Origin of the sequence: Salipiger sp. PrR007 (assembly GCF_010499845.1) — a bacterium.
Taxonomy (GTDB): Bacteria; Pseudomonadota; Alphaproteobacteria; order Rhodobacterales; family Rhodobacteraceae; genus Salipiger; species Salipiger pacificus_A.
Map to the genome: position 1 here is coordinate 266,088 of NZ_JAAGOZ010000017.1, position 26,618 is coordinate 292,705.

The following is a 26,618-nucleotide window of genomic DNA, read 5'->3' on the forward strand; positions in this document are numbered from 1 at the left end:
AGGCGAGCGATGGCATATCAGGTGAAGGGGCGTGACCCGCTCTTCGACAGCAACATGCAGGCCGCGATCGAGAAGCGGGGCAGGGAGCTCGGCGGCATCGCCCTGATCGTTCTCGGCCTTCTGGCGGCGGCGATGATCGGGTCCTACACGCCGGACGATCCGTCGTGGCTCTCGGCCACCGACGCGCCGGTGCAGAACTGGCTCGGCCGGCTCGGCGCCTCGATCGCCGCGCCGCTTTTCATGATCGTCGGTCTCGGCAGCTGGGGCATCGCGTTGGTGCTGCTGGTCTGGGGTGTGCGTTTCGCCCTGCACCGCGGTGACGACCGGGCGCTCTCGCGCGTCGTCTTCGCGCCGATCTGGATCGCGCTGGCCTCGGTCTATGCCGCCGGGCTCACCACCGGGCCGGAATGGACCCACAGCTTCGGTCTTGGCGGACTTTTCGGGGACATGATGATGGGCACGGCGCTCGGCATCCTGCCTCTGAGCGCGGGCTTCGGGCTGAAACTGCTGACCGTGCTTCTGGGCGTTGGCCTGCTCGCGCTGGGGGCTTTCGTTCTGGGCTTCACCAAGCTTGAATTGCAAAACGTTGCGCGGTTCCTGCTGGTCGGGCTGATCATGTCCTATGCCTCGCTGCTGAACCTGCTGGGCCGTGGGGCCGGCGGCGCGATGGCCGCCGCGCACAAGGCGCAGGCCGCCCATTCCGACCGCCGCGCCCGCCGCGCCGAGGAAGCCGCCGAGGCGGAGGCCTGGGCTGCCACGCGCTATGGCGACACCGAGCAGGCGCAGGACTACCCGCAGGACTACGACCCGCAAGACTATGATCCCGAGCCACCGGTGCAGGCGCCGCGCCCGGTCTCGCGGGTGCGCCGAGCCGCCCCGCCGCCGCTCGAGCTGGAACCCGAAGAGCCCGAGCTGCTCGACGAGGACGATGCCTATGCCTACGCGCAGATGCAGGCATGGGAGCAGGCCGCCGCACCGGCGCCCGCCCCAGCACCCACCCCGCGCCCGGCACCCGAGCCGGTGAAGAAGCCGGGCCTTCTGGCCCGCATCACCCGCCGGGTCGAGCCGGATCCCGAACCCTATTATGACGACGAGGTCGAGCTCTTGCCGATCGAACCCGACAATGGCGAGGACCGGATCCGCGCCAAGATCGCCCACGCGGTGAAGAGCCGCCGGCGTCCCTCCATGCCCTCCTTCGGCAGTTCGAGCCGCACCGAGGATCCTAGCAAGCCGCTGACCAAGGGCCGTGGCCGTGGCCCGGCGCCGCTGATCTACAAGCCGACGCAGCTCTTGCGCGCCGAGCCGCCGCTGACCGCCGCGCATGCGGCACAGGAGCTGCCGCCCGAGCCGCCGCTCTCCGCCTCGCGGGCCGTGCCGCCGGCGCCCGAGCACCTCGCCGCGCGGCAGGGCTATGCCCAGACCTCGGGGCCCGCGCCCTTCACCCACGCCGAGGATCCCTATGACGCTCTGGCAGAGGCCGGTGCAGGCGCGCAGGGCTTCGATGACTACCGTGACTTTGACGATTACGGCGACGAGGCCTCTGCGGCCTATGGCGCGCAGCCCGTTCCGGCGGCCCGGCCCCGCGCCGAGGATCGCTACGCCGCGCAGCCGCTTGCCGAGGAAGATTTCGCCGAGGACGACTATTCGGACGATTTCACCTCCGACGGCGATGACGATGGCTACGGCGATGCCTACGTGGAGGCCGCGTCCCGCGACTACGACCTCGACGAGGAGGGCGACGAGGAGGATTACGTCCAGAGCTGGTCCAGCGATGGCGCCTCACGCCCGGAGATTCCGGTCGCCCAGCCCCGCAAAGTGGTGCAGAAACCCGAGCCCAAACCGATGCAGCCCTCGCGCCGCGCCCAGGCCGAGGCACAGCCGGCGCTGCATTTCACCGAGAACACCATCGACTACGAGCTGCCGCCGCTGCACCTCTTGGCCAGCGCAGAGAACATCGAGCGTCACGTACTCTCGGATGAGGCGCTGGAAGAGAACGCGCGGATGCTGGAATCGGTGCTCGACGACTACGGCGTGAAGGGCGAGATCGTCTCGGTCCGCCCCGGCCCCGTGGTCACCATGTACGAGCTCGAGCCCGCGCCGGGCCTCAAGGCCAGCCGTGTCATCGGCCTCGCCGACGACATCGCGCGCTCGATGTCGGCGCTTTCGGCGCGGGTCTCGACCGTGCCGGGCCGCTCGGTGATCGGCATCGAACTGCCCAACGACAAGCGCGAGATGGTCTCGTTCCGCGAGATCCTGTCGAGCCGCGACTACGACAACGGCACCCAGCGCCTGCCGCTGGCGCTCGGCAAGGACATCGGCGGCGATCCGGTCGTGGCCAACCTCGCCAAGATGCCGCACCTGCTGATCGCCGGCACCACAGGCTCGGGCAAGTCGGTGGCGATCAACACGATGATCCTGTCGCTGCTCTACAAGCTGACCCCCGAGGATCTGCGGCTGGTGATGATCGACCCCAAGATGCTGGAACTTTCCGTCTACGACGGCATCCCGCACCTGCTGAGCCCCGTGGTCACCGACCCCAAGAAGGCCGTCGTGGCGCTCAAGTGGGTGGTGGGCGAGATGGAAGACCGCTACCGCAAGATGTCAAAGATGGGCGTGCGCAACATCGACGGCTACAACGGCCGCGTCGCCGAAGCACTGAAAAAGGGCGAGATGTTCAAGCGCACCGTCCAGACCGGCTTCGACGACGAGACCGGCGAGCCGGTGTTCGAGACCGAGGAGTTCGAGCCGCGCAAGATGCCCTACATCGTCGTCATCGTCGACGAGATGGCCGACCTGATGATGGTCGCGGGCAAGGAGATCGAGGCCTGCATCCAGCGCCTCGCGCAGATGGCCCGTGCCTCGGGCATCCACCTGATCATGGCCACGCAGCGCCCCTCGGTGGACGTGATCACCGGCACCATCAAGGCCAACTTCCCCACCCGGATCTCCTTCCAGGTGACCTCGAAAATCGACAGCCGCACCATCCTCGGCGAGATGGGTGCCGAGCAGCTGCTGGGCATGGGCGACATGCTCTACATGGCTGGCGGCGCGCGCATCACCCGCTGCCACGGTCCTTTTGTGAGCGACGAAGAGGTCGAGGAGGTGGTGAACCACCTCAAGGCCTTCGGCCCGCCCGAATACGTCAACGGCGTGGTGCAGGGCCCGGACGACGAGAAGGCCGAGAATATCGACGCGGTGCTGGGTCTCAACACCGGCGGCAACACCGACGGCGAGGATGCGCTCTACGACCAGGCGGTGGCCATCGTCGTCAAGGACCGCAAGTGCTCGACCTCCTACATCCAGCGCAAGCTCGGCATCGGCTACAACAAGGCCGCACGCCTGGTGGAGCAGATGGAGGACGAGGGCGTCGTCTCGTCGGCCAACCACGTCGGCAAGCGCGAGATCCTCGTCCCCGAGCAGTGAGCTCTGTCCCGGCGCCACGCCTGTGGCCCCTCAGGGACCTGCGTATCTGAAAAGAGAAGAGGCCCGGGAGCGCGCGCTCCCGGGCCTCTTCTTCTATGTGCGCCTACCCCCGGGAAGCGCCCGCAGGGCGGGGCCGGAGTCCCCCGTCTTGCGCGGAGCTGCGCCGCCGGGCCGAGGCGGGGGCTTTGATCGCCCCGCCGCAAGCCCTAGATAGGCTTCAACGCCTGCGTGATATCGCATAGCCGCGCCGCGGTGTGCGACAGTCGGGCAGACCACGGCCAGAAGGACCTGAAGAATGATCCGCACTCTCATCGCCGCGCTCACGGCGCTGGTGCTCACCACGCTGCCGGCGGCGGCGCAGAAGCTCTCGCTGGGCGAGGTGTCCCAGTACCTGAACTCGATCCAGTCCGCGAAAGGACAGTTCACCCAGATCAACGGCGACGGCTCGATCTCGACCGGCACGATCTCGATCAAGCGCCCGGGCAAGGTGCGCTTCGAGTACAATCCGCCGGACCAGGCGCTCGTGCTGGCCTGGGCAGGGGCGGTCTATGTCTTTGACAAGAAGCTGGGCGGGCAGCCCGAAACCTACCCGCTGAGCCAGACCCCGCTGTCGATCATCCTCGACCGCAACGTCAACCTTGGCCGCGCCGGCATGGTGACCGGTCACGGATATGACGGTACCGCCACCACGGTGACCGCGCAGGATCCGCAGCATCCGGATCGCGGCTCGATCCAGATGAAGTTCACCGCGAACCCGGTGCAGCTGCGGCAATGGGTGATCACCGATGGCAATGGCGCCAAGACCACCGTCGTGCTCGGCGCGCTGAGCAATGCGCAGCTGCCGAACTCCGTCTTCGACGTGAACCGGGTGAAATAAGGCGGCCCCGCGCGGCCCGCATCATCGCCAAGACGCAGAAGGCCGGGCGCAGTGCCCGGCCTTTCGCGTTTCCTTGGCGCTGGCCTACCAGCGGCGCGCCTGCCGGCAATTGGCCAGCTGCACCTCGTAGACCACGGCGCGGTTGCCCACGTCCTCGGCCACGCGCAGCAGCCAGGACTTGCTGTTGTAGGTCCCGCGCGAGAAGCCGCCCCGGCCCTCGTGATAGGCAAGGTATTGGTTGCGTGCGTCGCGCAGACTGATTCCCAGCCGATCGCGGCTGCCGGCCATGTACCAGCCCATGAAATCCGTCGCGTCGCGGATGTCGTCGCGGTCGGCGCGCCAGCGGCCGGTTTCCTTGAGGTATTCGTCCCAGGTGCCGTCCAGCGCCTGACTGTAGCCGAAGGCCGAGCTTTGCCGGCCATAGGGAATCACCCCGAGCGCATAGCGGAACGGGGTCCGCGCGTCCGAGATGAATTTGCTTTCCTGATAGATCGTCGCCATCTGCACATGCACCGGCACACCCCATTTGCGCTCCGCGTCGCGGAACGCGCGGATATACTGGGGTCGCTCACGTATGATGGCGCATGCGTCTTCTAGATTGTTCGGGGCGCGGCCTGCACCGCCGCCTCCGCAGGACGCGGCCAACAACACCAGCGTCGCCGCGCGAAGCCATCTGCTCATCTGCCTCTCGCTTTTTTCTGCTCTTCTGGAAGTCTTTTTGCCTTTTGTTGACAGGGATTTTACCGCAAAGCCACCCGCGTTGGAATCACAATTCCTTCACCTCGGGTCGGCGGATCTCTGCCATACTGTCGGCCCGGTGTTCACAGTGTGTTTCCTCCGATGCCCGGCAAGGCATTGGACTTATTGCCGCAAAAATGTCAAAAATTGTTCTCAGAGGTGAACATGCACACAGCGCGCGCGAAATATCATCTGGGCCAGGTCGTCCGCCATCGCAAGCACCCGTTCCGCGGCGTGGTCTTCGATGTCGACCCAGAGTTCAGCAATACCGAGGAGTGGTATGAGGCCATTCCCGAGGAGTCGCGCCCGCGCCGTGAGCAACCGTTCTACCACCTGCTGGCCGAGAACGAGCAGAGCTTCTACGTGGCCTACGTGTCGGAGCAGAACCTGGTCGCAGATTATTCCGGCGAGCCGGTCGAGCACCCGGACATTCCTGACCTCTTCGGTGCCTTTGTCGACGGCAGCTACGAGTTGCACTTCCAGATGAACTGAAGAGCAAGAGCCTTGGAAGGCTCTTGCCGATGTCTTCGAAGAAATTTCGACCGCGCCGGGGTCAGGCAGCGTCCCGCAGCAGGTCGAGGAAAGCGCTCACATCCGCGGGTTGCAGCGACCAGTCGCAGACCAGGCGGCCGGTGAGCAGCTCGACATCGTCGCCCTCCAGATCGCCCGACGGGTAGTAGACCGCTCCGGCCTCCAGCACCTTGCGGTGCGCGGCGCGCGGCATCTCGAAGAAGACCATGTTGGCATGCGTGTCGTTGTGCACCGTCAGCCCCAGCCCCTTGAGACCTTGCAGCAGCTGGTCGCAGCGCGCGTTGGCCTTCTCCGCCAGATCCTTCCAGAGGTCATCCGTCAGGTAGGCGTCCATCTGCGCCGCCAGGTAGCGGTGCTTGGAGAAGAGATGCGCGCCGCGCTTGCGGCGATACTCGAATTCCTCGGCCTTGGCGGGATCGAAGATCACCACCGCCTCGACGCCCATCAGCCCGTTCTTGGTGCCGCCGAAGACGCAGATGTCGACGCCGGACTTCCAGCTCATTTCGGCCGGAGTGGCGCCGAGCTTCACCGCGGCATTGGCAAAGCGCGCGCCGTCGAGGTGGACCGGCAGGCCATACTCGCGGGCCACGGCGGTCAGCGCACGCAGCTCGTCGATCGTATAGTAGTTGCCCTTCTCGGTGAGCTGGGTGATCGACACCGGGCCGCGCTTCGGCCCGTGCACGCCGCGGTTGCCTTCGCCCTCGATCGCCGCGCGCAGCGCCTCGGGGGTCATGCGGTCGCCGCCCTTGACCAGCGTCAGCTTGGCCCCGCCGGAGTAGAACTCGGGCGCGTTGCACTCGTCCTCGTGGATGTGGGCCACCGGCGAACAGAAGACCGTGCCGTAGGGCGGGCAGAGCGTTGCTAGCGCCAGCGAATTCGCCGCGGTGCCGGTGGGTACCAGGTAGACGGCCGCCTCGGGAGCCTCGAAGAGATCGCGGATGCGCTCCGCCACCTGCACAGACAGCGCGTCCGACCCGTAGCCCGAGGTGTGGCCCTCGTTGGCGCGGGTCAGCGCCTCGAGCACCTGCGGAGGGATGGGGCCGGAATTGTCGGAGGCAAAGAACATCAGGTGGGCTCCTCGATAATGTAATCTTCCCAGTCGTCCTCGCCGACTTCGAACTCGGGCACGGTGCGGCCACGCATGGACACGCCGGCGGCATGGACGCTCTCGGGGTCGCCCGAGATCAGCGGGTGCCAGTCGAAGAGCGGCTTGCCCTGCCACAGCAGCCGATAGGCGCAGGTCTCGGGCATCCAGTAGGCGTGTTCGTCGATATTGTCGGGGCGCAGGACGATGCATTCCGGCACGAACTGGTGCCGGATCTCGTAGTTGGAGCAGAGGCAGGACTCGTCGTCGAGCAGGCGGCAGGACACGCAGGTCAGCGCGACCTCGCCGGTTTCCTCGTCCTCGAGCTTGTTGAGGCAGCACTTGCCGCAGCCGTCGCAGAGCGCCTCCCACTCCTTGTCATTGAGCTTGGAGAGCGGCTTCTTTTCCCAGAAGCGCGGGGTGAGCCCCTTGCGGTCGATGTGGTCGGTCATAGGGCGTCCAGAATACGGCGGGCCTCGGCGCTGTCGCAGTCCATCTGGGAGATCAGAGCCTCGAGCCCGTCGAACTTCATCTCGGGGCGGAGGAACTCGACCAGCCCGACCGACAGAACCGCGCCGTAGAGATCGCCGGAGAAATCGAAGAGGAAGGTTTCAAGGTTGGCGCTGTTCTCGCCGAACATCGGGCGTACGCCCAGCGAGGCGACGCCGTGGTAGCTGCCTTTGTGCGGGCCGGTCAGCACGTCCACCAGCACGGCATAGACGCCGTAGCGCGGCGGGTGCAGCCCGTCGATGCTCATGTTGGCGGTGGGATAACCGAGGGTCCGGCCAAGCTGGTGGCCGCCGACCACCTCGCCCTCGATCCGGTGCCAGTGGCCGAGTTGCGCCTTGGCCGCGCGCGGATCGCCCTCCGACAGCGCCCGGCGGATCGCGGTCGAGCTGATCTCGCCGCCTGCGGTGCCAAGGAGCTCGGCCACGGTGACGCCGAAGCCCATGTCTTCGCCGAAGCGCTGCAGGTCCGCGACCCGGCCCGCGCGGCCCTTGCCGAAGCAGAAGTCGGCGCCGACCACCACATGGCTGAGGCCAAGCCCGTCCACCAGCACCTCGCGGGCGAACTGCTCGGGCGTGAGCGCGGCCAGCGCGGCGTCGAAGGGCAGCTCGTAGAGCCGCTCGACGCCCAGCTTTTCCAGCCGCGAGGCGCGCGCCTTGGCGGACATCAGCCGGAAGGGCGGGGCATCGGGGGCGAAGAACTCACGCGGATGCGGCTCGAACGTCAGCACGCCGAAAGGGGCGCCTCCGGCCTTTTCCCGGGCCAGCTCGATCACCGCGCGATGACCGATGTGCACGCCATCGAAATTGCCGATGGCGACGCTGGCGCCGCGGTCGCGACGCTCGGTTGACTGGTAATCCCGGATGGTCCGCATGGGCAAAGCCCTAGCCTCGACTGCGGGGACGTGCAAGCGCCAGCGCGATGTGCTGCAGCCCCTCGGCGATGCGCTCCGAGGGAATGGAACTGTAGCCGAGGCGGTAGAAATTCCGCCGCCCGTCTCCCCGCTGGAAGAAAGGCGCACCGGGCTCGATCAGCACGCTTTCGCGCTGCAACGTCGCGCAAAGCTCGGCGGTATCGACGTCCTCGGGGGCGCGCATCCAGAACGACGAGCCGCCGTGCGCCGCGACGCCTGCCACCTCCAGCCCATTGCGGGCGATCTCGGCCTCCATCACCTGCCGCCGCTGCCCCAGCGCGCGGCCGATTCTCCGGACCAGGCTGTCGTAGTGGCCGAGGCTCAGAAAATGGGCAGCGGTGCGCTGGATGTGCCCCGGCGGGTGGCGCAGCACCGAGGCGCGCAGGGCGCGTGCCTCGCGGATGAAGGGCTCGGCGCCGACGAGATAGCCGAGCCGCAGGCCCGGAAAGAGCGACTTCGAGAAGCTGCCGACGTAGACAACCCGGCCGTCGCCATCGAGGCTCTTCAGCGCCGGGGTGGGTGGCTGCAGGTAGGCCATCTCGAACTCGTAGTCATCCTCGACGATCACCGCTTCAAGCGCGCGGGCCCGGTCCAGCAGCGCGCGCCGCCGCTCCAGCGGCAGGGTGGCGCCGCTCGGGCACTGGTGGCTGGGGGTGGTGAAGATCACGTCGGTGCCCTCGGGCACCGCCTCGGGTGGCAGACCCTGCGCGTCTACAGAAACCGCCGAGAGCGCGCAGCCGGTCTGACCGAGCAGCACCCGCAGCGCCGGGTAGCAGGGGTCCTCCACCGCCGCCCGCCGCCCCGGCGAGAGCAGGATCTGGCTTGCCAGCCAGAGCGCGTTCTGCGCGCCAAGGGTGATCAGGATCTCCTCGGGCCTGGCCTGGATGCCGCGCCGGGGCAGGGTCTGGCGGGCAAGGAACTCCACCAGCTGCGGATCGTCCCTGTCGTAATAATCCTGGGTCAGCGCGCCGAAGTCGCGTGCCCCCAGCGCCTGCACCGCGCAAAGTCGCCAGTTGGCGTGATCAAAGAGCTTCGGATCGGCTTGGCCGTAGATGAAAGGGAATCGATAGCTGGCCCAGTCGGACGGTCGCACGGGCACCGCCCCCGCCGCGAAGCGCCGCCCCATGGCGCGCTGCCAGTCGACCCGCTCGGCCCGCGGCGTCTCGGGAAAGTCCGGCGGCTCCGGGGCGCCTTCGGAGATGTAATAGCCCGAACGGTCACGCGAGGTGAGGTAGTCCGAGGCCTGCAGCTCGGTGTAGGCCAGCGAGACGGTGATCCGGCTGACCCCGAGATGCGCCGCCAGCCGCCGGGTGGAGGGCATCTTCTCGCCGCGCCTAAACCTGCCCGAGAGCACGCCCTCGGCGACCATCTGCTGGATCCGTGCCTGCAGCGTGCCCTGATCGCCGGGGCGCAGAAAGAAGGTCTCGACCGGGATTGCCATCTGGGCACTCTATCCTGCGCGTGGGAGAGGGGAAGGCCCCCAAAAGCGGCCTCCCCCCTTTGGCGCTGCGCGCTTCGCCCCGGGAACGTTCCCGGCCAGAAGACGGGGTGCCGGGGCCGGGGCTCAGCCGTAGTCGCGCTCGCCGAAGATCGCCGAACCGACGCGCACATGGGTGGCGCCGAAGGCGATGGCCTGCTCGAAGTCCGAGCTCATGCCCATCGACAGCCCGTCCAGCCCGTTGCGCTCCGCGATCTTCGCCAGCAGGGCGAAGTGCAGGCTGGGAGTCTCGTCCACGGGGGGGATGCACATCAGCCCCCTGAGCGGCAGGTCGAGTCCGCGCACCTCCTTGATGAAGGCGTCGGCCTCGGCGGGAAGGATGCCGGCCTTCTGCTCTTCCTCGCCGGTGTTGACCTGCACGAAGAGATCGGGACAGTGCCCCACCTCCTGCGCCAGCCGCGCCAGGGTGGTGGCGAGCTTCGGGCGGTCGAGCGAGTGGATCGCCGAAAAGAGCTGCATCGCCTGCCGCGCCTTGTTGCTCTGCAGCGGGCCGACGAGATGCACCTCGGCGTCGGGGAAGCGCTCCTGGAAGGCCGGCCACTTGCCGGCGGCTTCCTGCACCTTGTTCTCGCCAAAGAGCCGGTGGCCTTCCTCAAGCACCGCCTCGACGCGTTCGTTCGGCTGTACCTTGCTGACCGCGATCAGCTGTGCCGAGCCGGGCGCGCGGCCCGCTTTCTTCTCGGCCTTGGCAATGCGCGCCTTGATGTCGTTCAGTCCCATGGTTCCTCTCCCCAGGCCTCGATGAAAGGCGCCAGTTCGGTTTCGAATTTCTTCCAGGCCTGCGCCGAGCCGCGGTAGATCGGCTGGCGCGCCTGGCTGACGCTGAGCGTCTTCACCGCGCCCTGCGCCGCCTGCGTGTCAAGGCAGGCGGGATCCCAGTCGAGCCCGGCCGCCGCGACAAGGGCGCGGGCCTGGGGCTCGGGGTCGGCGACCAGCGCCTCGTAGCGGATCTCGTGCAGGCGGCCGGGCAGGGCTTCTTTCCAATGCGCCACATTGGCGCGGAAGCGCTTGATGGCCGTGGCGATCTCGGACAGGTCGTTGGCGTAGCGATGAGTGCCCGTCACGAAGTGGTTCTTGTAGATCGACAGGGCGATATCGCGCGGGTCACGGTGCACCACGATGATCTTCGCGCCGGGCAGCGCGTGGTCCAGCAGGCCGAAGATCAGGTGGCAGAGGATCGATTTGTCGGTGATCGCCCCTTGGCTACGTCCGGTGTCGCGGGCGGCGAGGCGCATGTACTGCGCGGCAAAGGCGGCGACCCGCTCGGGCGGTTCCTGTGCGATGGGGCGCATCTGCGCGCCGGCGCCGAAATAGCCGTAGGCAAGCTTCAGCGCGTGGCCCAACTCGCCGCCCGCCGAGACATCGGGATGGGCGCCGAGGATGCGCTCGACCAGCGTGGTGCCCGAGCGCGGCATGCCGGTGACGAAGATCGGGCGCAGGGCGGGGGGCGGTTCAACGGCCGGGGCTGAGACCAGCCCCACCTGTGCGCGGCGCACGGTGTCGAACTCGCGCGCCTGCGCGGCGCTGTCGAAAGGCGCGGCCTTGCGCTGCAGGGCGTTGGCGCTGGTGAGATAGGGGAAGACCTTTGCCGTCTGCCCGGTCTCCTCCATCACCTTGGCGAGCGCGAAACCGAGGTGCATGCGCTGGCGGTCCGAAAGATCGCGTCGGGCCCAGAGCTTTTCCATGGCGCGCAGCAGCGGATCGCCGGCGGCGAGCTTCTTTGCGGCGAGGAAGATGCGGTAGAGCTCGGGCTCGTTCGGGTGGCGCTTGATCAGCGCGCGAAAGAGCTTCTCGGCCTCGTCGAAGCGGCCCAGAAGCTGCAGGTAATGCGCCTTGTCGGCACGCGGCTTGATCGCCTTCGGCTCCGCCGCGATCTGCCGGTCGAGCGCGGAGAGCGCCGCTTCGGGCCGGTCCAGCGCGCGGTAGCGCTCAACGGCGGTGGCGGTGACCTGCGGCTGCTCCGGGGCGAGCTCCACGGCGCGGTCGAGGTAACGCAGGCAAGCCTCTCGGTCGCCCTGCTCGTAGCAGATCTGCGAGAGCTGGAAGACAAGGTCGGCGCGGGTCGGCTCAGAGGGAAGCACCTGCTCCAGCGCGGCGCGGGCCTCGCCGAGACGGCCCTTGGCAAGGGCGGGGCGGACCTTGTCGATCAGGCTGGCCTTGCGCGCGGCCGAAAGTGGCAGCATGGGGATCCCTCGTCGTTCATCCGGGTCCGTGCCCGGCGGTGATCTTGCGGGACCGTTCTGCCCGCTGAGGGCGCAAAAGAAAAGAGCGGGCCTAAGCCCGCTCTTCCCTAATCAGTCTAATCTCAGGTGAGATTAGAAGGACATTGCCAGACCCAGCGAGAAGGTGTCGTCTTCGTCGAACGTGGTGCCTTTGCTGTTGGTTTGCGTGTTGTCGAAGCTCGAGTGGCCGTAGCCAGCTTGCGCAACGAGGCCGCCACCGAGGTCGTAGTTCACAGCAATGCCGTAGCCTTCACGGCCACCAGCATCATCGAAGTCGTACTCGCCGTAGTTCACGCCGATCGAAAGAGCGTTCATCGAGTAGCCGAAGCCAACACCCCAATGCTCGCCGCTGTCGACATCGAACTCGTCTTCGCCCTGGATATCGCTGTAGGTCGCGCCTACTTCGAAGCCACCAGCGAAGCCAACGGTCGCGCCGACGCCCCAGACTTCAGCCCACTCGTCAAGCTTCAGGTAACCGAGGCCAGCGTTGAGATCGAGGCCCGAGAATTCGCCTGCGTAGCCAACGCCTGCCGACCACAGGGTCTCGCCGGAGTCTTCGCGGCCATAGGTCGCGGTGTCGGTGTCTGCATCGTACGCGGTCACGAAATCGCTGGGCTTCGAACCGTCGGCGATCTGCTCTGCGGACGCCGAGAAGGTCAGGCCCGAGAAGGCGTAGTCGAAGCGAGCGATCTGGCCGTCGGAGCCGTTCACGCCACCGTCGAACTCTGCGCCGTCGTTGAAGCCAGCGTGGACGGTTTCGTCGTCAGCCAGCGAGCCTGCGCCGCCGAGGTTCATCTCGGGAACGATCTTGTCGTATGCCGAGTCGGTGTCGCCCATGGTGAAGGTCGCGCCGCCGTACGAAACGAACAGTGCCTCACCGCCCTGCTGCCAGGGGTTGGTGAACGGCTTGCCGGCTTCGTCGAGGTCGATGTTCGCACCGAAGACCAGGCCGTTGTCGGCTTCGCCGGACATGGTGAAGGTCAGGTCGATGTCGGTGAAGAACTGAACTTCGTCGTTCTTCTGATCGAAACGGTTGCCCGGGTTGTAGATACCCATTTCAGCGTAACCGGACAGCGTGACTTCCGCCGAGGCGATGCCTGCGGTTGCAACCAGCGCGGTGGAAGCAAACAGAATCTTTTTCATTGTTTCCCTCATGTGTTCTAAGGCACGTACCAATCCGGGTAGCCCGGCCTTGATGGCCACTTCTATGCGCTCGGCCCGGTCGTTCTGGCAACCCGTCGCTGGGTCAGGCGCCCACGAAGCGAACCAGTGATGCCCAATTGCCACAAAGACATGACGGGCCCTTCGCGCCGCCGCCGCGGGCTCCCGCCGGTCCTGTCGGCGGTGTCCGGCGTGCAGCCAAAGCGCCGGATTGACGACTTGTGATAAGCGGGCCCGGCGAGTATGCAGGAGCAAAGAAGCAGACGGGCAGGAGCTTTGGTTTCATGGAATATAAGCGGTTTGCAAAAGCCGGCGCCCTGATCGCGGTTGCGGCGGGTCTGGCTGCCTGCAGTCAGAACGAGACCCGCCAGCCAGTGCAGACCCGGTCTGCCGACGAGATCATGGAAGCCGACATCTACGATGGTCGCGGTGCGCCCGACTCGACCATTTGGGACATTTTCAAGGCAAGGCCGGACGCCGGCCAGGTCGGCGCGGTGAACAAGTACATCTGGACCGCCTCGCTGCAGGTGCTCGACTTCCTGCCGGTGGAAAGCGTCGATCCCTTCACCGGGGTGATCACCACCGGCTATGGCACGCCCCCGGGCGGCGGTACCGCCTATCGCGCCACGATCCTCGTGTCGGACCCGGCGCTGGACGCGCGCTCGCTGAACGTGTCGCTGCAGACCCGCTCCGGCCCGGCCAGCGCCTCGGCGGTGCATGCGGTCGAGGACGCGATCCTGACCCGCGCGCGGCAGCTGCGGGCCGTCGACAGCAGGATCTGATCCCCAGCGGGACGCGACCACCGAGATGAAAAGGCCCGGACGCTTGTCCGGGCCTTCGTCGTTTCCGGGTGCGGCGGATCAGTCGCGCGGCGGGCGCGGCTCCAGCGCGGCGAGGCGGGTCACCCAGTCCACGTGTTTCGGCAGGCAATGGCGGCGCAGGTCATAGGTCCCCTGCACATGGGCACGGGCCGCCCCGCCGAGCCGGGCGCGGGTCGCCGGATTGTCGAGCAGGGCGCAGAGCCGGTCGATCAGCGCACCGCGATCGAAGAAGTCGACCGTCCAGCCGGTCTCATCCTCGGTCAGCGCCTCGCGCACCGGCGCGGTGTCGCTGGCAAGGATCGCGCAGCCCGCGCTCATCGCCTCGAGCAGCGACCAGCTGAGCACGAAGGGATAGGTCAGGTAGATGTGCACCCGGCTCACCTGGAGCATCGACAGGTACCGCCCGTAGGGCACCCGGCCAAGGAAATGCACCCGCGCCCAGTCCGCATCTGGGATCTGTCCGCGCACCTCATCGATGAAGATCTGCTTCCAGCTCTTGCTGTCCGGGGCCTTGGCGCCGTAGCTGACCTCGTCGCCGCCGATCAGGACGATCCGGGCGTTCGGGCGGCGGCGCAGGATCTCGGGCAGGGCGCGCATGAAGATATGATAGCCGCGGTAGGGCTCGAGGTTGCGGTTGATGAAGGTGATCACCTCGTCGTCGCGGGTCAGCACCTCGCCGCCGTCCAGTGTCAGCCGCGCGTCGGGGCTCGGCGCGACGAGATCGGTGTCGATGCCGTCGTGGGCGACAGTGAGCCGGTCCTGCCAGGCCGCGGGAAAGGTGCCCGCCTGGAACCGTGTCGGGCTGATCCCGGCGTCCATGACCTCTTCGTGCATGCGGTTGTTGAGGTTCTTCATGCGGATCCGCTGGACGTCGCGCAGCGACGGGTCCTTGGCGAACTCCGGATCGAAGCTCAGGAAGTCGGGCGAGGTCCGGTGGTACAGCTCGCAGTAAAGCCCGAGCCGGGCCTCGGGCCACACGTCCTTGAGGAACAGGCTCTCGCCCCAGCCGTGGTGCGCCAGAATCACGTCGGGCATGTAGCCCTGCGTCTTCAGCGCAAGCGCCGCGTTACAGCAACTCACGCCGCGCAGGATCTTGGTCTCGAAGTCGGTGAGATAGGGGTGGATGCCCTGGGTGCTGCTGCCGCGGATCTGGTAGGGCAGCACCTCCACCCCGTTCCAGGTGGTCGGCTCCTTGACCTTGGGAGTCAGCGCGGTGACCTCATGGCCGAGCCGGATGAGTTCGGGGGCGAGATGCTTGTACTGCCCAGGGAAATTCTGGTGGATACAAAGGACTTTCATCGGACTACATTCTTTTTTTGACTATTCGGTCAATGTTTCATGCGTGCCGGCTTCGGCCAATACAGTAATGCAGGACACGGCAATATTGCGGTACCGAGGTTGCGGAAATGTCGCCTGCATCCCCTCCTGTCGGAGACCGGGCACTGGACGTCCGGCGGGGGCTGCCCTATCACCCGCCAAGACCCATCCGCTCCGAGGGACAAGAGATTATGTCGCGCTACGACCCCGCCACGATCGAGCCGAAATGGCAGGCCGCCTGGGAAGACGCCCTGACCTTCAAGGCCACCCGCTCGGCCGATAAGCCGAAATACTACGTGCTCGAGATGTTCCCCTATCCCTCGGGCCGTATCCACATCGGCCACGTGCGGAACTACACGATGGGCGACGTGATCGCCCGCTACAAGAAGCAGAACGGCTTCAACGTGCTGCACCCGATGGGCTTTGACGCCTTCGGCATGCCGGCCGAGAACGCCGCCATGGCCTCGGGCGGGCACCCCAAGGACTGGACCTATTCGAACATCGACACGATGGTCGCGCAGATGAAGCCGCTTGGCTTCGGGCTCGACTGGTCGCGCATGTTCGCGACCTGCGATCCGGAATACTACGGCCAGCAGCAGGCGCTGTTCCTCGACATGCTCGACAAGGGCCTCGTCTACCGCAAGAACGCCGTTGTGAACTGGGACCCGGTCGACATGACCGTGCTCGCCAACGAGCAGGTCGAGAACGGCCGCGGCTGGCGCTCGGGCGCGCTGGTCGAGCGCAAGGAACTCACCCAGTGGTTCTTCAAGATCTCCGACTTCTCGGGCGAGCTGCTCGATGCGCTGGATACGCTCGATGACTGGCCCGCGAAGGTGAAGCTGATGCAGGCGAACTGGATCGGCCGCTCGCGCGGCCTGCAGTTCTCCTTCGACACCGTCGCCGCCCCCGCCGGTTACGAGAAGATCGAGTGCTACACCACGCGCCCCGACACGCTGCACGGCGCCTCCTTCGTCGGCATCTCGCCCGACCACCCGCTCGCGAAAGAGCTCGAGAAGGAAAACGCCGAGCTCGCCGCCTTCGTTGCCGAGTGCCGCCGCATGGGCACCTCGGAAGAAGAGCTCGAAAAGGCCGAGAAGCGCGGCTTCGACACAGGGCTCAAGGTCCGTCACCCGTTCGATCCGAATTGGGAACTGCCGGTCTACATCGCCAATTTCATCCTCATGGATTACGGCACGGGCGCGATCTTCGGCTGCCCGGGCCACGACCAGCGCGACCACGACTTCTGCAGCAAATACGGCCTGCCGATCGTCGAGACTTTTGTCCCGCTCGAGGGCGAGATCGACATCCAGGCGGAGCCCTTCGTGCCTGCCAAGACGGAAAAGGTGCGCTACACCCGCCTCGTCGCCGGGACCGAAGTGCAGACCGGTGAGGAGGGCGTCAACGCCGCCGTCGACTTCTGCGAGAAGAACGGCATCGGCGAAGGCGTGACCAAGTACCGCCTGCGCGACTGGGGTCTCTCGCGCCAGCGCTACTGGGGCTGCCCGATTCCCGTGGTCCATTGCGAGGCCTGCGGCGTGGTGCCCGAGAAGAAGGAAAACCTGCCGATCAGTCTGCCCTACGACGAGGACGGCAAGGCGATCGACTTCTCGGTGCCCGGCAACCCGCTCGACCGCCACCCGTCGTGGCGCGATTGCGCCTGCCCGTCCTGCGGCGCCCCGGCGCGGCGCGAGACCGACACGATGGACACCTTCGTCGACTCGAGCTGGTATTTCGCCCGCTTCACCTCGCCGCGGGCCGAGACGCCGGTGGACATGGCCGAGGCCGAGTACTGGATGAACGTCGACCAATACATTGGCGGCATCGAACACGCGATCCTGCACCTGCTCTACTCGCGCTTCTTTGCTCGCGCGATGAACCTCACCGGCCACCTGCCGGAAAAGAGCAAGGAGCCGTTCAAGGCGCTCTTCACCCAGGGCATGGTGACCCACGCGATCTACCAGACGCGCAATGCCGACGGCCGCCCGGTCTACCACTACCCCGAGTCGGTCGAGCTGAGGGACGGCAAGGGCTTCCTCGAGGACGGCACCGAGGTCGAGATCATCCCCTCGGCCAAGATGTCCAAGTCGAAGAACAACGTCGTCGATCCGGTGGCGATCATCGGCCAGTACGGCGCCGACACCGCGCGCTGGTTCGTGCTCTCGGACAGCCCGCCCGAGCGTGACGTGGAATGGACCGCGTCGGGTGCCGAAGCGGCCTCCAAGCACCTCGCCCGGGTCTACCGCATCGCCGCCGAGATCGCCGCATCCGATGCCCCCGCCGGGGCCGAGGATGCCGCCCTGCTGCGCGAGATGCACAAGGCGATCCACGACGTGACCATGGGCGTCGAGAGCTTCGGCTTCAACGCGGCCATCGCCAAGCTCTATGCCTTCACCGCCGTGCTCGGCAAATCGCAGGCGGGCGCTGCTGCCAAGAAGGAGGCGGCCAAGGTTCTTGCGCAGCTGATGTCGCCGATGACCCCGCACCTGTCCGAGGAAATCTGGCATCTGCTCGGCGGCGAGGGGCTCATCGCCAACGCGCCCTGGCCCAAGGCCGACGAGGCGATGCTGGTCGAGGACAGCGTCACCCTGCCGATCCAGGTCAACGGCAAGCGCCGCGGCGAGCTCACCGTTCCCAAGGACATGGCCAAGGAAGAGATTGAAAAACTCGTCCTCGCGCACGAAGCTGTGGTGCGGAGCCTCGAAGGGGCCGCCCCGAAGAAGCTCATCGTTGTGCCTGGCCGGATCGTCAATGTGGTCGCCTGATCGAAGAACCCTGCTTGTAGCCTGCGGCGCCTTGGCGCTCGCGGGCTGTGGCTTTGCCCCGGCCTACGGGCCTCAGGGCGGCGGGCAGAAGCTGCTCGGGCAGATCGCCTTTGCCGATCCCGACTCGCCCGACGCCTATCTCTACACCCGCCGGATCGAGGAACGGCTCGGCCGCGCCGCGCCCGGCGCGCCCTACCGGCTCGACACCTCGTTGCGGACCGAGACCTCGGGGCACGGCTCGCTCGCCGACGGCAACACCACCCGCATCCGGGTGATCGGCACCGCGTACTTCACGCTGCGCGACGCCGTGACGAACGAGGCGCTGACCTCCGGCGACACCTCTACCTTCACCGGCTATTCCACCACCGGCTCGACCGCCGCCACCCAGGCCGCCGAGCGCGACGCCGAGGAGCGGCTGATGCTCATGCTGGCCGACCGGGTCATCGACCGGCTGCTGCTGGTCGCGGCGGACCTGCCGCAGTGACGGGGGTCTCGTGAAACTCGGCGGGCGCGACGCACAGGCCTTTTTCCGCAAGCCGGACCCGACGCGCTCTGGCGTGCTGCTCTACGGCGAGGACGCCATGCGCGTGGCGCACCGGCGGCAGGAAGTCATCACGGCCCTTGTCGGCCCCGAGGCCGAGGCCGAGATGCGCCTGACCCGCATGGGCGGTGCCGACCTGCGCAAGGACCCGGCGCTGCTGCTCGACGCTGTGAAGGCGCAGGGCTTCTTCCCCGGACCACGTGTGGTCTTCGTCGAAGAGGCGACCGACGGGCTTGCCAAGACCATGGGCGCGGCGCTGACCGATTGGCGCCCGGGCGATGCGCAGATCATCGTCACCGCCGGACAGCTCACCGCGAAATCCGCCCTCCGCAAGCTCTTCGAGGCCGCCCCCGAGGCGCTGGCTATCGGCATCTACTCGGACCCGCCGGGCCGCGAGGAGATCGAGGCCGCGCTGAAGAAGGCCGGTCTCACCCAGGTCGACCGCGCCGCCTTTGACGCCCTCGAGCATCTCGCCCGCGCGCTCGAGCCGGGCGACTTCCGGCAGGTGCTGGAAAAGCTCGGGCTCTACAAGCTGGACGATCCCGCGCCGCTCACCCCCGAGGAGGTGGCCGCCTGCGCCCCCGCCTCGATCGAAGCCGAGCTCGACGACATCCTCAACGTGGTCGCCGAGGGCCGCTCGCCCGAAATCGGACCGCTGATGCAGCGGCTCGAAGGGCAGGGGGTCGCGCCGGTCACGCTGCTGATCATGGCGATGCGCCACTTCCGCGTGCTCTACGCGCTCGCCTCGGCCCAGGGCGGCCCTCAAGCCGGGGTGCAGCGCCTGCGCCCGCCGCTCTTCGGCCCGCGCCGCGACCGGATGCTGCGCCAGGCCTCGGGCTGGACTGCCGATCGGCTCGAGGATGCGCTCTCGATGCTGATGGAGACCGACCTCTCGATCCGCTCCGCTGGCGCCCGCGCCCCGGCCATGGCCCTCGTCGAGCGGAACTTCGTGCGCCTCGCCTGGCTCGCCTCGCGGCGCTAGCCGTTTCGATCGCGATCTGCCAGCCTCTCGATCTGCCCCATTCGCCAGAGCTTGATCTCGCGCGCCAGCCGCAGCGAGGGCTTCACCATGAAGAGCACCGAGCCGACGGTGAAGAGCCAGATGGCGGCGGTTTCGTACTGCTTCCAGAAGAACAGCACCGAGCCGATGGTGAAACAGAGCGCGGCGCCGAAATCCACCGCCGTATGGGCGATCTCGAAAAGCGCGTAGACGCGCCGCGTGTCCGCGTTACGCTCGCGGTTGCGGTGATCGAAAAGCTTCATGAGCCCCAAGATGGCGCAGGTTTCAAAAAGGAAAAGGCCCGACGCGGATGCGCCGGGCCCCAAATTCCTGCCATGGCCGCGCTTAGCGCGACAGGCCGCCGTGCAGCGTCGGCACATCGAGCGAGGCAAAGCCGTAATGGCGCAGCCAGCGCAGATCCGAATCGAAGAAGGCGCGCAGGTCGGGGATGCCGTATTTCAGCATGGCGATCCGGTCGATCCCCATGCCGAAGGCAAAGCCCTGCCATTCGCTCGGATCGATGCCGCCGGCCTGCAGAACCTTGGGGTGCACCATGCCCGAACCCAGCACTTCCAGCCAGTCGTCGCCTTCGCCCACGGTGACCGAGCCGTCCTTCCACTGGCACTGGATGTCCACCTCGGCCGAGGGTTCGGTGAACGGGAAGTGCGAGGCGCGGAAGCGGGTCTTCACCGAGCGGCCGAAAAAGGCCGAGAAGAACTCTTCCAGAACCCACTTGAGGTTCGCCATGGAGATGTCCTTGTCGATGGCAAGCCCCTCGACCTGGTGGAACATCGGCGTGTGGGTCTGGTCGTAATCGGCGCGGTAGACGCGGCCCGGGCAGATGATCCGCGTCGGTGCGCCGCCGGCTTCCATCGAGCGGATCTGCACCGGCGAGGTATGGGTGCGCAGCACGTGCGGCGGGCGGTTGTCGCCGTCTTCGCGGTGCATGTAGAAGGTGTCCATCTCGGCGCGGGCCGGGTGGTGGCCGGGGATGTTCAGCGCGTCGAAGTTGTACCAGTCGGTCTCGACCTGCGGCCCTTCGGCGACGGCAAAGCCCATGTCGGCGAAGATCGCGGTGCATTCCTCCCAGACCTGGCTGACCGGGTGGATGCTGCCGACGCGCCGGTTGCGGCCGGGCAGGGTCACGTCGAGCCATTCCGCCTGCAGCCGCTCGTTCAACGCTGCATCTGCCAGCGCCGCCTTCTTGGCGCCAAGCGCGGCGTTGATCTCATCCTTCAGCGCGTTGAGCTTCGGCCCCATGAGCTGGCGCTCCTCGGGGCTCATCTTGCCGAGGCTCCGCATCTGAAGGCTGATCTCGCCCTTCTTGCCGACGGCCTGCACCCGCAGATCCTCAAGCGCGGATTCATCCGCCGCCTTGCCAATCAGGTCGATATACTTGTCGCGCAGGTCGTCCATTCCGGGCCTCTTCCGAGCATCTCTTCGGGTCCGTCCACTACCGGCTGCGGGTCCGGCGCGCAAGCCTGCGCCGCCCGCCATGTTCCTCTAGGTGCAAATATCCCGGCGGAGCGCCCGCAGGCAGCGGGGGCAAAGACCCCACGCGCGCGCAGAACGAAAAACGCCGCCCCCGAGGGAGCGGCGTTTCGAAAGTCAGCCGTTGGCGCCCGATCAGGCGGCCAGCGCGCCCTTCGCCTGGTCGACGATGGCGTTGAAGGCGTCCGGCTCGTGCACGGCGAGGTCCGCCAGCACCTTACGGTCAACTTCGATGCCAGCCAGGTTCAGGCCGTTGATGAACTTCGAGTAGGTCAGAGCCTCGTCATGTGCGCGCACTGCCGCGTTGATCCGCTGGATCCACAGGGCGCGGAAGTTGCGCTTGCGGTTCTTGCGGTCGCGGGTCGCGTACTGGTTGGCCTTGTCGACGGCCTGGGCTGCAACCTTGAAGGTGTTCTTGCGGCGGCCGTAGTAACCTTTGGCTGCCTTGATGACCTTCTTGTGACGGGCGTGGGTGACGACACCACCTTTGACTCGTGCCATTGTTCAGCTCTCCTTTATCAGCGGTCGTAGGGCATGTAGCCCTTGACGATTTTCGCGTCGGGAGCCGACAGCGTGGTCGTGCCGCGCGCGTCGCGGATGAATTTCGTGGTGCGCTTGATCATGCCGTGGCGCTTGCCGGCCTGACCAGCGACGACCTTGCCGGTCGCGGTGACCTTGAAGCGCTTCTTGGCGCTCGACTTTGTCTTCATCTTGGGCATTTTCGTCTCCTTAACGAAGTGCGTACAGGCGCGACTCGGCATGCCGCAATGGGCCGGCCGCGCGGTTAGAGGCGCCCCTATAGGCGGGGGGCCTGATATTTGCAAGCCGGAATCGCCTCCGGAAGGGCCGTGAGCGTGGCCCGCGCCGACAGGCAGCGCGGGCCCCGCTCTCGGGGAACGATCACTCGGGATCGGTCGAGTAGATCAGCCGCTCGTCGCAGGGGGCAACGCGCAGGATGTTGGTGGTGCCCGACATGTTGAAGGGCACGCCGGCGGTCACGATGATATGGTCCTCGGTGCCGGCATAGCCCTGCGCCCGCGCCGCGCGCGCGGCATTGACCACCGCCTGCTTGAAGCGCTCGAGCTCGCCGGTCATCACGCAGTTGGTGCCCCAGGTCAGCGACAGCCGCCGCGCCGTGCCACGCAGCGAGGTCATCGCGATGATCGGCACCCGCGGGCGCTCGCGCGCGACCAGCGCCGCGGTGGTGCCCGAGGAGGTGAAGCAGCAGATCGCCTTGACGTTGGCGGTCTCGGCGATCTCCCGCGCTGCCGCCACGATGCCATCGGCGACGCTGGTGCGCTGGATGTTGCGCGAGTTCTCCATGACCTCGGTGAAGGTCGGGTCGTTCTCGACGCTGATGGCGACGTTGTTCATCGTCGTCACCGCCTCGACCGGATATTGCCCGGCGGCGGATTCGGCCGAGAGCATCACCGCGTCGGCGCCCTCGTAGATCGCCGTCGCCACGTCCGAGACCTCGGCGCGCGTCGGCATCGGGCTCTCGATCATCGATTCGAGCATCTGGGTCGCCACGATCACCGGCTTGCCGGCGGCGCGGCACTTGCGGATCAACCGTTTCTGGATGGGCGGCACCGCCTGCACGGGAAGCTCGACGCCGAGATCGCCACGCGCAACCATGATGCCGTCCGAGACCGCGAGGATTTCGTCAAAGGCCTTCACCGCCGAGGGCTTCTCGATCTTCGACAGGATCGCGGCGCGGCCGTCGCAGAGCTTGCGCGCCTCCTCCACGTCCTCGGGGCGCTGCACGAAGCTCAGCGCCAGCCAGTCGACGCCGAGCGCCGCGGCGAACTCGAGGTCGGAGCGGTCCTTCTCCGACAGCGCCGCCAGCGGCAGCACCACGTCGGGCACGTTGACACCCTTGCGGTTCGAGATCGTGCCGCCCGCCTCGATCACGCAGTTGGCGAAATCTTCGCCGCATTCTTCGACCCGCATGCGGATCTTGCCGTCGTTGACCAGCAGGTGCGCGCCAACGCTGAGCGCCTGGAAAATCTCGGGATGGGGCAGGCAGACGCGCTTTTCGGTGCCCGGCGTCTCGTCGAGATCGAAGCGGAAGGTCTCGCCCCATTCCAGCTCTTCCGAGCCGTTGGCGAATTCACCGACACGCAGCTTCGGTCCCTGCAGGTCGGCGAGGATGGCGATCGGGCTGTCGAGGTCCTTCTCCACCTGCCGGATGGCGCGGTGCAGCTTGGTGATGTCCTCGTGGCTGCCGTGGCTCATGTTCAGGCGGAACACGTCTGCCCCTGCCTCGTGCAGCGTGCGGATCATCTCGTAGGTATTGCTGGCCGGCCCGAGCGTGGCCACGATCTTCACTTTGCGCAAACGTCTCATCTGGGACTCCTCGACCTCGTGCCGCGGCCGCGCCGGGCCGCCTTGCTGCAGAGCAGCGTATTCTCATTCAGAATAGTGGTTCAAAGTTAAACCAACCACCCTCGTCACGGTTAGGTTATCGCTAACAGTCGCGCCTTTTATCGCGGAATTCCCTTCCCGGCGCAACTGATCTAGAGAGGTCCTATCACGTCACGTGCTCCCAAGACATGGCGGCAGACTGCGAAGCGATTATGACCCACACGCCATTCCACATCGAAGGCGCCACGCGCAAAGGCCGCTTTCTCATCACCTGCGACCATGCGACCAATAGCGTGCCGGCAGAGCTCGGGGGAAGCCTTGGTTTGCCGCCCGAGGACATGGCCCGCCACATCGCCTACGATATAGGCGCGCTGGGGGCCGCCCGCGCCCTGGCCGAGGCGCTCGACAGCCCGCTGGTCTGGTCCGATTTCTCGCGCCTTGTCATCGATCCCAACCGCGGCGAGGACGATCCGACGCTGCTGATGCGGCTCTACGATGGCTCGATCATCCCCGGCAACCGCCATGCGGATGCGGCCGAGCGCCAGCGCCGGATCGAGGCCTACTGGCGGCCCTATCACGCTGCCGTCGCCGGGCTGCTCGAGGCGCGCCCCGAACTGGCGCTGGTCTCGGTGCATTCCTTCACCCCGCAGCTGCGCGGGCGCCTGCCGCGGCCGTGGCACCTGGGCATTCTGCATGCCTGGGATGCCCGGCTCTCTGACGCGCTGCTTGACGTGCTCGCGCAGCAGCCCGATCTGGTGGTGGGGCGCAACGAGCCTTACCCTGGCCATCTGCCCGGCGACGCCGTGCATCGCCACGCCCTGAAACATGGCCGCCACAACACGCTGATCGAGCTGCGCAACGACCTCATCGCCGAGCCCGAGGCGCAGGAAGACTGGGGCCGCCGCCTCGCGCCCTTGCTGAAGACCGCGCTGGCCCGCGCCCCCGAATAAGAGGAGAGAGACCATGGACGACCAGACCCGCATCGAGCTCGAGGCTGCCGCTTTCCGCCGGCTGCGCCAGCACCTGATGCAAGACCGCCCCGATGTTCAGAACATCGACCTGATGAACCTCGCCGGGTTTTGCCGCAATTGCCTGTCGCGCTGGTACGAGGAAGCCGCCACCGAGCGCGGAGTCGAGATGAGCAAGTCCGAGGCCCGCGAGATCTTCTACGGCATGCCCTACGACGAGTGGCGCGCGCAGAACCAGACCGAGGCGAGCCCCGACAAGCAGGCCGCATTCGAGAAGTCCTTCGCGGAAAACGTCACCGACAAGAAATGAGCCGCGAGGCCCGCGCTTTCTTCTAGCCGGGAAAATCGCACAGGGGGCCGGGGGTGCGAAGCCTTCGGCCCCTCTCTCTCTCTCGGCCTCAGCGAGCCTCGGGAATCTTCCCGGCAATCCACCGCGCGAACTCGTAGTTCGGCCGCTCGAGATGCGACAGCGCCCCGGGCGCGGCAAAGCGCGATTGCATCCCCTTCCAGACCCGCTCGGTACACCCCCGGTCCTCATCGTTCACCGCATCGAGCAGCGCCTTCAGCGCGGTGAAATGCGAGGCCGCCTCGGGGTCGGAGATGAAATCCGGGTGCAGCCCACCGCCGAAAAGGATCTTCACGTGGCCCGGTCCATCGGGGGTCAGGCAGAGGTACCAGAAATAACCCGGCGTCAGGGTGATCAGCAGCGACGGGTAGACCGCCAGCAACCAGGTCCGGTAACGCTCCTCGCCCTGGAGCGTGGTATTGCCGGGATGGGCGATCGACAGTGCGATCGAGTCGTCCTTCAGGATGTGGTGGTAGTTGAAGCCCTCGAATCCCTCGGGGCAGGTCATCTTCCTCAGATCCACGGCGCCGCCGATGGTGCCGCCATGGCACATCGGCAAGTGGTAGCTCTCCATGAAGTTCTCGGCGAGGATCTTCCAGTTGGTGGCCCAGCGGTGCTCCTCGCGAAATGTCTCGACGTAGTCCTCCATCGCCAGGTAGCCGACAAGGTCATCGACCTCGCGCAGCGTATCGCCGGGCTCGGGCAGGTCCGGATCGAGGGTGACCATGATCCAGCCCTTCCAGTCGACGCAGCGGACCTGCGGCAGGCGGGTGCTCTCCTTGCAGAAGCTGCCGTTCAACTCCATCGCCGGGGCACCGCGCAGCGACCCGTCGAGATTGTAGCTCCAGGCGTGGTAGGGACAGGTGATGGTGCGAACGTTGCCGCGCCCTTCCAGCAGCACTGACATGCGGTGGCGGCAGACGTTGGACAGCGCCCGCAGCAGCCCCTCGCGGTCGCGCAGCACGACGATCGGCTCTCCGGAGATCTCCAGCGTCAGGTAGTCGCCCGGCGCCTTCAGCGCATCGACACGCCCGGCGCAGAGCCAGCTCTTGCCGAAGACATGTTCCTGCTCGAGCCCAAGGAACTCCTCGGAGGTATAGACCGAGACCGGCATGGCCTGCGCCCTCTCGAAGGGCACCGCGACATTGGCGCGCAGTTCGGCAATGGGGTCGTGCAGGGTCATTCTGTGCTCCGATGCGGCTTCGCAGAGCCGTTTAGAAACCGTTAATGGACGGCGCGCAACGAGCCTGCAAAACGCGCGCCCGTCAAGTCCAACTGCCGTGCCTTGGCGCAGGCGGGCATCACGTGCGGTGATCGAGGGCAGCACGAAACGGCGTTTGACCGTCCCCGCGGGGACGGCGATGACGTGTTGCGAACATTCACGGGACGAGACACATGACGAAGATCACCCTCTACGGCCACCCCGACAGCGGCCACGCCAACAAGGTGGCGCTGGCCCTCGTCCTCGGCGGGATCGCGCATGAGACCGTCTTCGTCGACATCTGGGCCGCGCCCGAGACCCGCCCCGCCGCCTTCCTCGCGGCCAGCCCCCTGGCGCAGGTGCCCGCGCTGGTGATCGACGGCGAGGCAATGACCCAGTCCGGTGCCATCCTGCTCGAGATCGCCCGCCGCTGGCAGGTGCTGGGCGGCGAGAGCGCCGCCGGGATGCGCCGTGGCGCCGAACTCTTGATGTGGGAGGCGAACCGCATCGGCATGTGCCTGCCGCAACTCATCGAGGCGCGGCGTCCCCGCGGGGACAGCTTTCCGGGGGGCACCGTGGCGTGGCTCACCGGGCGCTACGAGACCGACCGAGACAACTTCGCCCGGCTGCTGGGCAAGGCGCTTTTCTTCCACGGGGATGCCCCGGGGATCGGAGACTGTGCCATCTGGGGCTACGTGCAATGGCTCGACAAGGCCGGGGTTGCGCCCTCCGAGGCGATGACCGGCTGGATCGGGCGCATGCAGGCCCTGCCGCAGATGCGTCCCCGCGGGGACAGCTGGTTTCCGGCCTGAGCACGGCGGGACTGCCGCGCAACCTTGAGGTGAGTTGGTCC

General features: G+C 66.9%; 25 protein-coding genes. 10 read left to right on the plus strand and 15 right to left on the minus strand.

All coding sequences use genetic code 11. The annotated features are described in order from the left end of the window. The first annotated feature begins 9 nt into the window (after positions 1-9). Together G0Q01_RS08175 and G0Q01_RS08180 are read left to right on the plus strand one after the other, a co-directional pair. On the plus strand, positions 10-3,423 hold the full coding sequence (locus G0Q01_RS08175) for a DNA translocase FtsK (RefSeq protein WP_164213265.1): 3,414 nt from the start codon (positions 10-12) through the stop codon (positions 3,421-3,423). A 295-nt stretch (positions 3,424-3,718) separates the two neighbouring features. Next, positions 3,719-4,300, plus strand: coding sequence for an outer membrane lipoprotein carrier protein LolA (locus G0Q01_RS08180; protein ID WP_108967302.1), 582 nt, complete (start codon positions 3,719-3,721; stop codon positions 4,298-4,300). 84 nt (positions 4,301-4,384) lie between these two features. On the opposite strand, the gene G0Q01_RS08185 is transcribed toward G0Q01_RS08180, so the two are convergent. After that, on the minus strand, positions 4,385-4,981 hold the full coding sequence (locus tag G0Q01_RS08185; protein ID WP_164198639.1) for a lytic transglycosylase: 597 nt from the start codon (positions 4,979-4,981) through the stop codon (positions 4,385-4,387). 222 nt (positions 4,982-5,203) lie between these two features. Here G0Q01_RS08185 and hspQ point away from each other — a divergent pair, with 222 nt between their 5' ends. Further along, positions 5,204-5,530 (plus strand): heat shock protein HspQ, encoded by a 327-nt coding sequence (gene hspQ / locus G0Q01_RS08190; RefSeq protein ID WP_108967822.1) that lies wholly within the window; start codon positions 5,204-5,206, stop codon positions 5,528-5,530. A 61-nt stretch (positions 5,531-5,591) separates the two neighbouring features. Here the strand turns inward: hspQ and G0Q01_RS08195 are convergent, their stop codons facing one another. From G0Q01_RS08195 to G0Q01_RS08225, 7 genes are all read right to left on the minus strand, one after another. Further along, positions 5,592-6,635, minus strand: coding sequence for a low specificity L-threonine aldolase (locus tag G0Q01_RS08195; RefSeq protein WP_164213266.1), 1,044 nt, complete (start codon positions 6,633-6,635; stop codon positions 5,592-5,594). Further along, positions 6,635-7,105, minus strand: a complete 471-nt coding sequence (locus G0Q01_RS08200) for a YcgN family cysteine cluster protein (protein ID WP_164198641.1) — start codon at positions 7,103-7,105, stop codon at positions 6,635-6,637. The genes G0Q01_RS08195 and G0Q01_RS08200 overlap by 1 nt, the downstream gene beginning before the upstream one ends. Continuing rightward, positions 7,102-8,034, minus strand: a complete 933-nt coding sequence (locus tag G0Q01_RS08205) for a bifunctional riboflavin kinase/FAD synthetase (protein ID WP_164213267.1) — start codon at positions 8,032-8,034, stop codon at positions 7,102-7,104. The genes G0Q01_RS08200 and G0Q01_RS08205 overlap by 4 nt, the downstream gene beginning before the upstream one ends. A 10-nt stretch (positions 8,035-8,044) precedes the next feature. Beyond that, entirely contained in the window at positions 8,045-9,514 is a 1,470-nt protein-coding gene (locus G0Q01_RS08210; protein WP_164213268.1) for a PLP-dependent aminotransferase family protein, read from the minus strand. Between the two features lie 123 nt (positions 9,515-9,637). Continuing rightward, a complete protein-coding gene (locus tag G0Q01_RS08215; RefSeq protein WP_164213269.1) occupies positions 9,638-10,291 on the minus strand; it encodes a YggS family pyridoxal phosphate-dependent enzyme in 654 nt (217 codons plus the stop codon). After that, a complete protein-coding gene (locus tag G0Q01_RS08220; RefSeq protein ID WP_164213270.1) occupies positions 10,282-11,754 on the minus strand; it encodes a sulfotransferase in 1,473 nt (490 codons plus the stop codon). The genes G0Q01_RS08215 and G0Q01_RS08220 overlap by 10 nt, the downstream gene beginning before the upstream one ends. Positions 11,755-11,886: 132 nt before the next feature. Continuing rightward, complete coding sequence (locus G0Q01_RS08225; RefSeq protein WP_164213271.1) at positions 11,887-12,936, minus strand: porin; 1,050 nt, start codon at positions 12,934-12,936, stop codon at positions 11,887-11,889. A 419-nt stretch (positions 12,937-13,355) separates the two neighbouring features. Here G0Q01_RS08225 and G0Q01_RS08230 point away from each other — a divergent pair, with 419 nt between their 5' ends. Next, a complete protein-coding gene (locus tag G0Q01_RS08230) occupies positions 13,356-13,736 on the plus strand; it encodes a DUF3576 domain-containing protein (RefSeq protein WP_164198696.1) in 381 nt (126 codons plus the stop codon). 78 nt (positions 13,737-13,814) lie between these two features. On the opposite strand, the gene G0Q01_RS08235 is transcribed toward G0Q01_RS08230, so the two are convergent. Continuing rightward, positions 13,815-15,074, minus strand: coding sequence for a glycosyltransferase family 4 protein (locus tag G0Q01_RS08235; protein ID WP_164213272.1), 1,260 nt, complete (start codon positions 15,072-15,074; stop codon positions 13,815-13,817). A 209-nt stretch (positions 15,075-15,283) separates the two neighbouring features. Here G0Q01_RS08235 and leuS point away from each other — a divergent pair, with 209 nt between their 5' ends. The 3 genes from leuS to holA are packed head-to-tail and all read left to right on the plus strand — an operon-like array spanning position 15,284 to position 19,377. Continuing rightward, the gene (leuS, locus tag G0Q01_RS08240) at positions 15,284-17,854 is read left to right on the plus strand and encodes a leucine--tRNA ligase (protein ID WP_164213273.1); all 2,571 of its coding nucleotides are present in this window, start codon (positions 15,284-15,286) and stop codon (positions 17,852-17,854) included. Next, entirely contained in the window at positions 17,841-18,338 is a 498-nt protein-coding gene (gene lptE / locus G0Q01_RS08245; protein ID WP_164198649.1) for an LPS assembly lipoprotein LptE, read from the plus strand. The genes leuS and lptE overlap by 14 nt, the downstream gene beginning before the upstream one ends. Positions 18,339-18,348: 10 nt before the next feature. Continuing rightward, entirely contained in the window at positions 18,349-19,377 is a 1,029-nt protein-coding gene (gene holA / locus G0Q01_RS08250) for a DNA polymerase III subunit delta (RefSeq protein ID WP_164198650.1), read from the plus strand. On the opposite strand, the gene G0Q01_RS08255 is transcribed toward holA, so the two are convergent. The 5 genes from G0Q01_RS08255 to pyk form a co-directional block, all read right to left on the minus strand. Further along, a complete protein-coding gene (locus G0Q01_RS08255) occupies positions 19,374-19,658 on the minus strand; it encodes a YrhK family protein (RefSeq protein ID WP_108967818.1) in 285 nt (94 codons plus the stop codon). The two genes, holA and G0Q01_RS08255, sit on opposite strands and share 4 nt — an antisense overlap. A gap of 82 nt (positions 19,659-19,740) precedes the next feature. Further along, positions 19,741-20,811 carry a phenylalanine--tRNA ligase subunit alpha gene (gene pheS / locus G0Q01_RS08260; RefSeq protein ID WP_108967277.1) on the minus strand — a complete coding sequence of 357 codons (1,071 nt, stop codon included), beginning with the start codon at positions 20,809-20,811 and terminating at the stop codon, positions 19,741-19,743. 210 nt (positions 20,812-21,021) lie between these two features. Continuing rightward, positions 21,022-21,387 (minus strand): 50S ribosomal protein L20, encoded by a 366-nt coding sequence (rplT, locus tag G0Q01_RS08265; RefSeq protein WP_108967275.1) that lies wholly within the window; start codon positions 21,385-21,387, stop codon positions 21,022-21,024. Between the two features lie 17 nt (positions 21,388-21,404). Further along, a complete protein-coding gene (gene rpmI, locus G0Q01_RS08270) occupies positions 21,405-21,605 on the minus strand; it encodes a 50S ribosomal protein L35 (RefSeq protein ID WP_009504408.1) in 201 nt (66 codons plus the stop codon). 181 nt (positions 21,606-21,786) lie between these two features. Beyond that, complete coding sequence (gene pyk, locus G0Q01_RS08275) at positions 21,787-23,232, minus strand: pyruvate kinase (RefSeq protein WP_164198651.1); 1,446 nt, start codon at positions 23,230-23,232, stop codon at positions 21,787-21,789. Between the two features lie 230 nt (positions 23,233-23,462). Between pyk and G0Q01_RS08280 the strand changes: the two genes are divergently transcribed. Then, positions 23,463-24,200, plus strand: coding sequence for an N-formylglutamate amidohydrolase (locus tag G0Q01_RS08280; protein WP_164198652.1), 738 nt, complete (start codon positions 23,463-23,465; stop codon positions 24,198-24,200). 13 nt (positions 24,201-24,213) lie between these two features. Continuing rightward, positions 24,214-24,528, plus strand: a complete 315-nt coding sequence (locus G0Q01_RS08285) for a DUF1244 domain-containing protein (protein WP_164198653.1) — start codon at positions 24,214-24,216, stop codon at positions 24,526-24,528. Between the two features lie 88 nt (positions 24,529-24,616). On the opposite strand, the gene G0Q01_RS08290 is transcribed toward G0Q01_RS08285, so the two are convergent. Continuing rightward, positions 24,617-25,747, minus strand: a complete 1,131-nt coding sequence (locus tag G0Q01_RS08290; RefSeq protein WP_164198654.1) for an SRPBCC family protein — start codon at positions 25,745-25,747, stop codon at positions 24,617-24,619. A gap of 212 nt (positions 25,748-25,959) precedes the next feature. On the opposite strand from G0Q01_RS08290, the gene G0Q01_RS08295 reads away from it, so the two are divergent. Continuing rightward, positions 25,960-26,577, plus strand: coding sequence for a glutathione S-transferase family protein (locus G0Q01_RS08295; RefSeq protein WP_164198655.1), 618 nt, complete (start codon positions 25,960-25,962; stop codon positions 26,575-26,577). Positions 26,578-26,618 lie beyond the last annotated feature (41 nt).

What these genes read in the sequence shown, in the direction of transcription:
- G0Q01_RS08175 (WP_164213265.1), top strand. Translation starts at nt 10, where the DNA reads ATGGCATATCAGGTGAAGGGGCGTGACCCGCTCTTCGACAGCAACATG.
- G0Q01_RS08180 (WP_108967302.1), top strand. Translation starts at nt 3,719, where the DNA reads ATGATCCGCACTCTCATCGCCGCGCTCACGGCGCTGGTGCTCACCACG.
- G0Q01_RS08185 (WP_164198639.1), bottom strand. Translation starts at nt 4,981, where the DNA reads ATGAGCAGATGGCTTCGCGCGGCGACGCTGGTGTTGTTGGCCGCGTCC.
- hspQ (WP_108967822.1), top strand. Translation starts at nt 5,204, where the DNA reads ATGCACACAGCGCGCGCGAAATATCATCTGGGCCAGGTCGTCCGCCAT.
- G0Q01_RS08195 (WP_164213266.1), bottom strand. Translation starts at nt 6,635, where the DNA reads ATGTTCTTTGCCTCCGACAATTCCGGCCCCATCCCTCCGCAGGTGCTC.
- G0Q01_RS08200 (WP_164198641.1), bottom strand. Translation starts at nt 7,105, where the DNA reads ATGACCGACCACATCGACCGCAAGGGGCTCACCCCGCGCTTCTGGGAA.
- G0Q01_RS08205 (WP_164213267.1), bottom strand. Translation starts at nt 8,034, where the DNA reads ATGCGGACCATCCGGGATTACCAGTCAACCGAGCGTCGCGACCGCGGC.
- G0Q01_RS08210 (WP_164213268.1), bottom strand. Translation starts at nt 9,514, where the DNA reads ATGGCAATCCCGGTCGAGACCTTCTTTCTGCGCCCCGGCGATCAGGGC.
- G0Q01_RS08215 (WP_164213269.1), bottom strand. Translation starts at nt 10,291, where the DNA reads ATGGGACTGAACGACATCAAGGCGCGCATTGCCAAGGCCGAGAAGAAA.
- G0Q01_RS08220 (WP_164213270.1), bottom strand. Translation starts at nt 11,754, where the DNA reads ATGCTGCCACTTTCGGCCGCGCGCAAGGCCAGCCTGATCGACAAGGTC.
- G0Q01_RS08225 (WP_164213271.1), bottom strand. Translation starts at nt 12,936, where the DNA reads ATGAAAAAGATTCTGTTTGCTTCCACCGCGCTGGTTGCAACCGCAGGC.
- G0Q01_RS08230 (WP_164198696.1), top strand. Translation starts at nt 13,356, where the DNA reads ATGGAAGCCGACATCTACGATGGTCGCGGTGCGCCCGACTCGACCATT.
- G0Q01_RS08235 (WP_164213272.1), bottom strand. Translation starts at nt 15,074, where the DNA reads ATGAAAGTCCTTTGTATCCACCAGAATTTCCCTGGGCAGTACAAGCAT.
- leuS (WP_164213273.1), top strand. Translation starts at nt 15,284, where the DNA reads ATGTCGCGCTACGACCCCGCCACGATCGAGCCGAAATGGCAGGCCGCC.
- lptE (WP_164198649.1), top strand. Translation starts at nt 17,841, where the DNA reads ATGTGGTCGCCTGATCGAAGAACCCTGCTTGTAGCCTGCGGCGCCTTG.
- G0Q01_RS08255 (WP_108967818.1), bottom strand. Translation starts at nt 19,658, where the DNA reads ATGAAGCTTTTCGATCACCGCAACCGCGAGCGTAACGCGGACACGCGG.
- pheS (WP_108967277.1), bottom strand. Translation starts at nt 20,811, where the DNA reads ATGGACGACCTGCGCGACAAGTATATCGACCTGATTGGCAAGGCGGCG.
- rplT (WP_108967275.1), bottom strand. Translation starts at nt 21,387, where the DNA reads ATGGCACGAGTCAAAGGTGGTGTCGTCACCCACGCCCGTCACAAGAAG.
- rpmI (WP_009504408.1), bottom strand. Translation starts at nt 21,605, where the DNA reads ATGCCCAAGATGAAGACAAAGTCGAGCGCCAAGAAGCGCTTCAAGGTC.
- pyk (WP_164198651.1), bottom strand. Translation starts at nt 23,232, where the DNA reads ATGAGACGTTTGCGCAAAGTGAAGATCGTGGCCACGCTCGGGCCGGCC.
- G0Q01_RS08280 (WP_164198652.1), top strand. Translation starts at nt 23,463, where the DNA reads ATGACCCACACGCCATTCCACATCGAAGGCGCCACGCGCAAAGGCCGC.
- G0Q01_RS08285 (WP_164198653.1), top strand. Translation starts at nt 24,214, where the DNA reads ATGGACGACCAGACCCGCATCGAGCTCGAGGCTGCCGCTTTCCGCCGG.
- G0Q01_RS08290 (WP_164198654.1), bottom strand. Translation starts at nt 25,747, where the DNA reads ATGACCCTGCACGACCCCATTGCCGAACTGCGCGCCAATGTCGCGGTG.
- G0Q01_RS08295 (WP_164198655.1), top strand. Translation starts at nt 25,960, where the DNA reads ATGACGAAGATCACCCTCTACGGCCACCCCGACAGCGGCCACGCCAAC.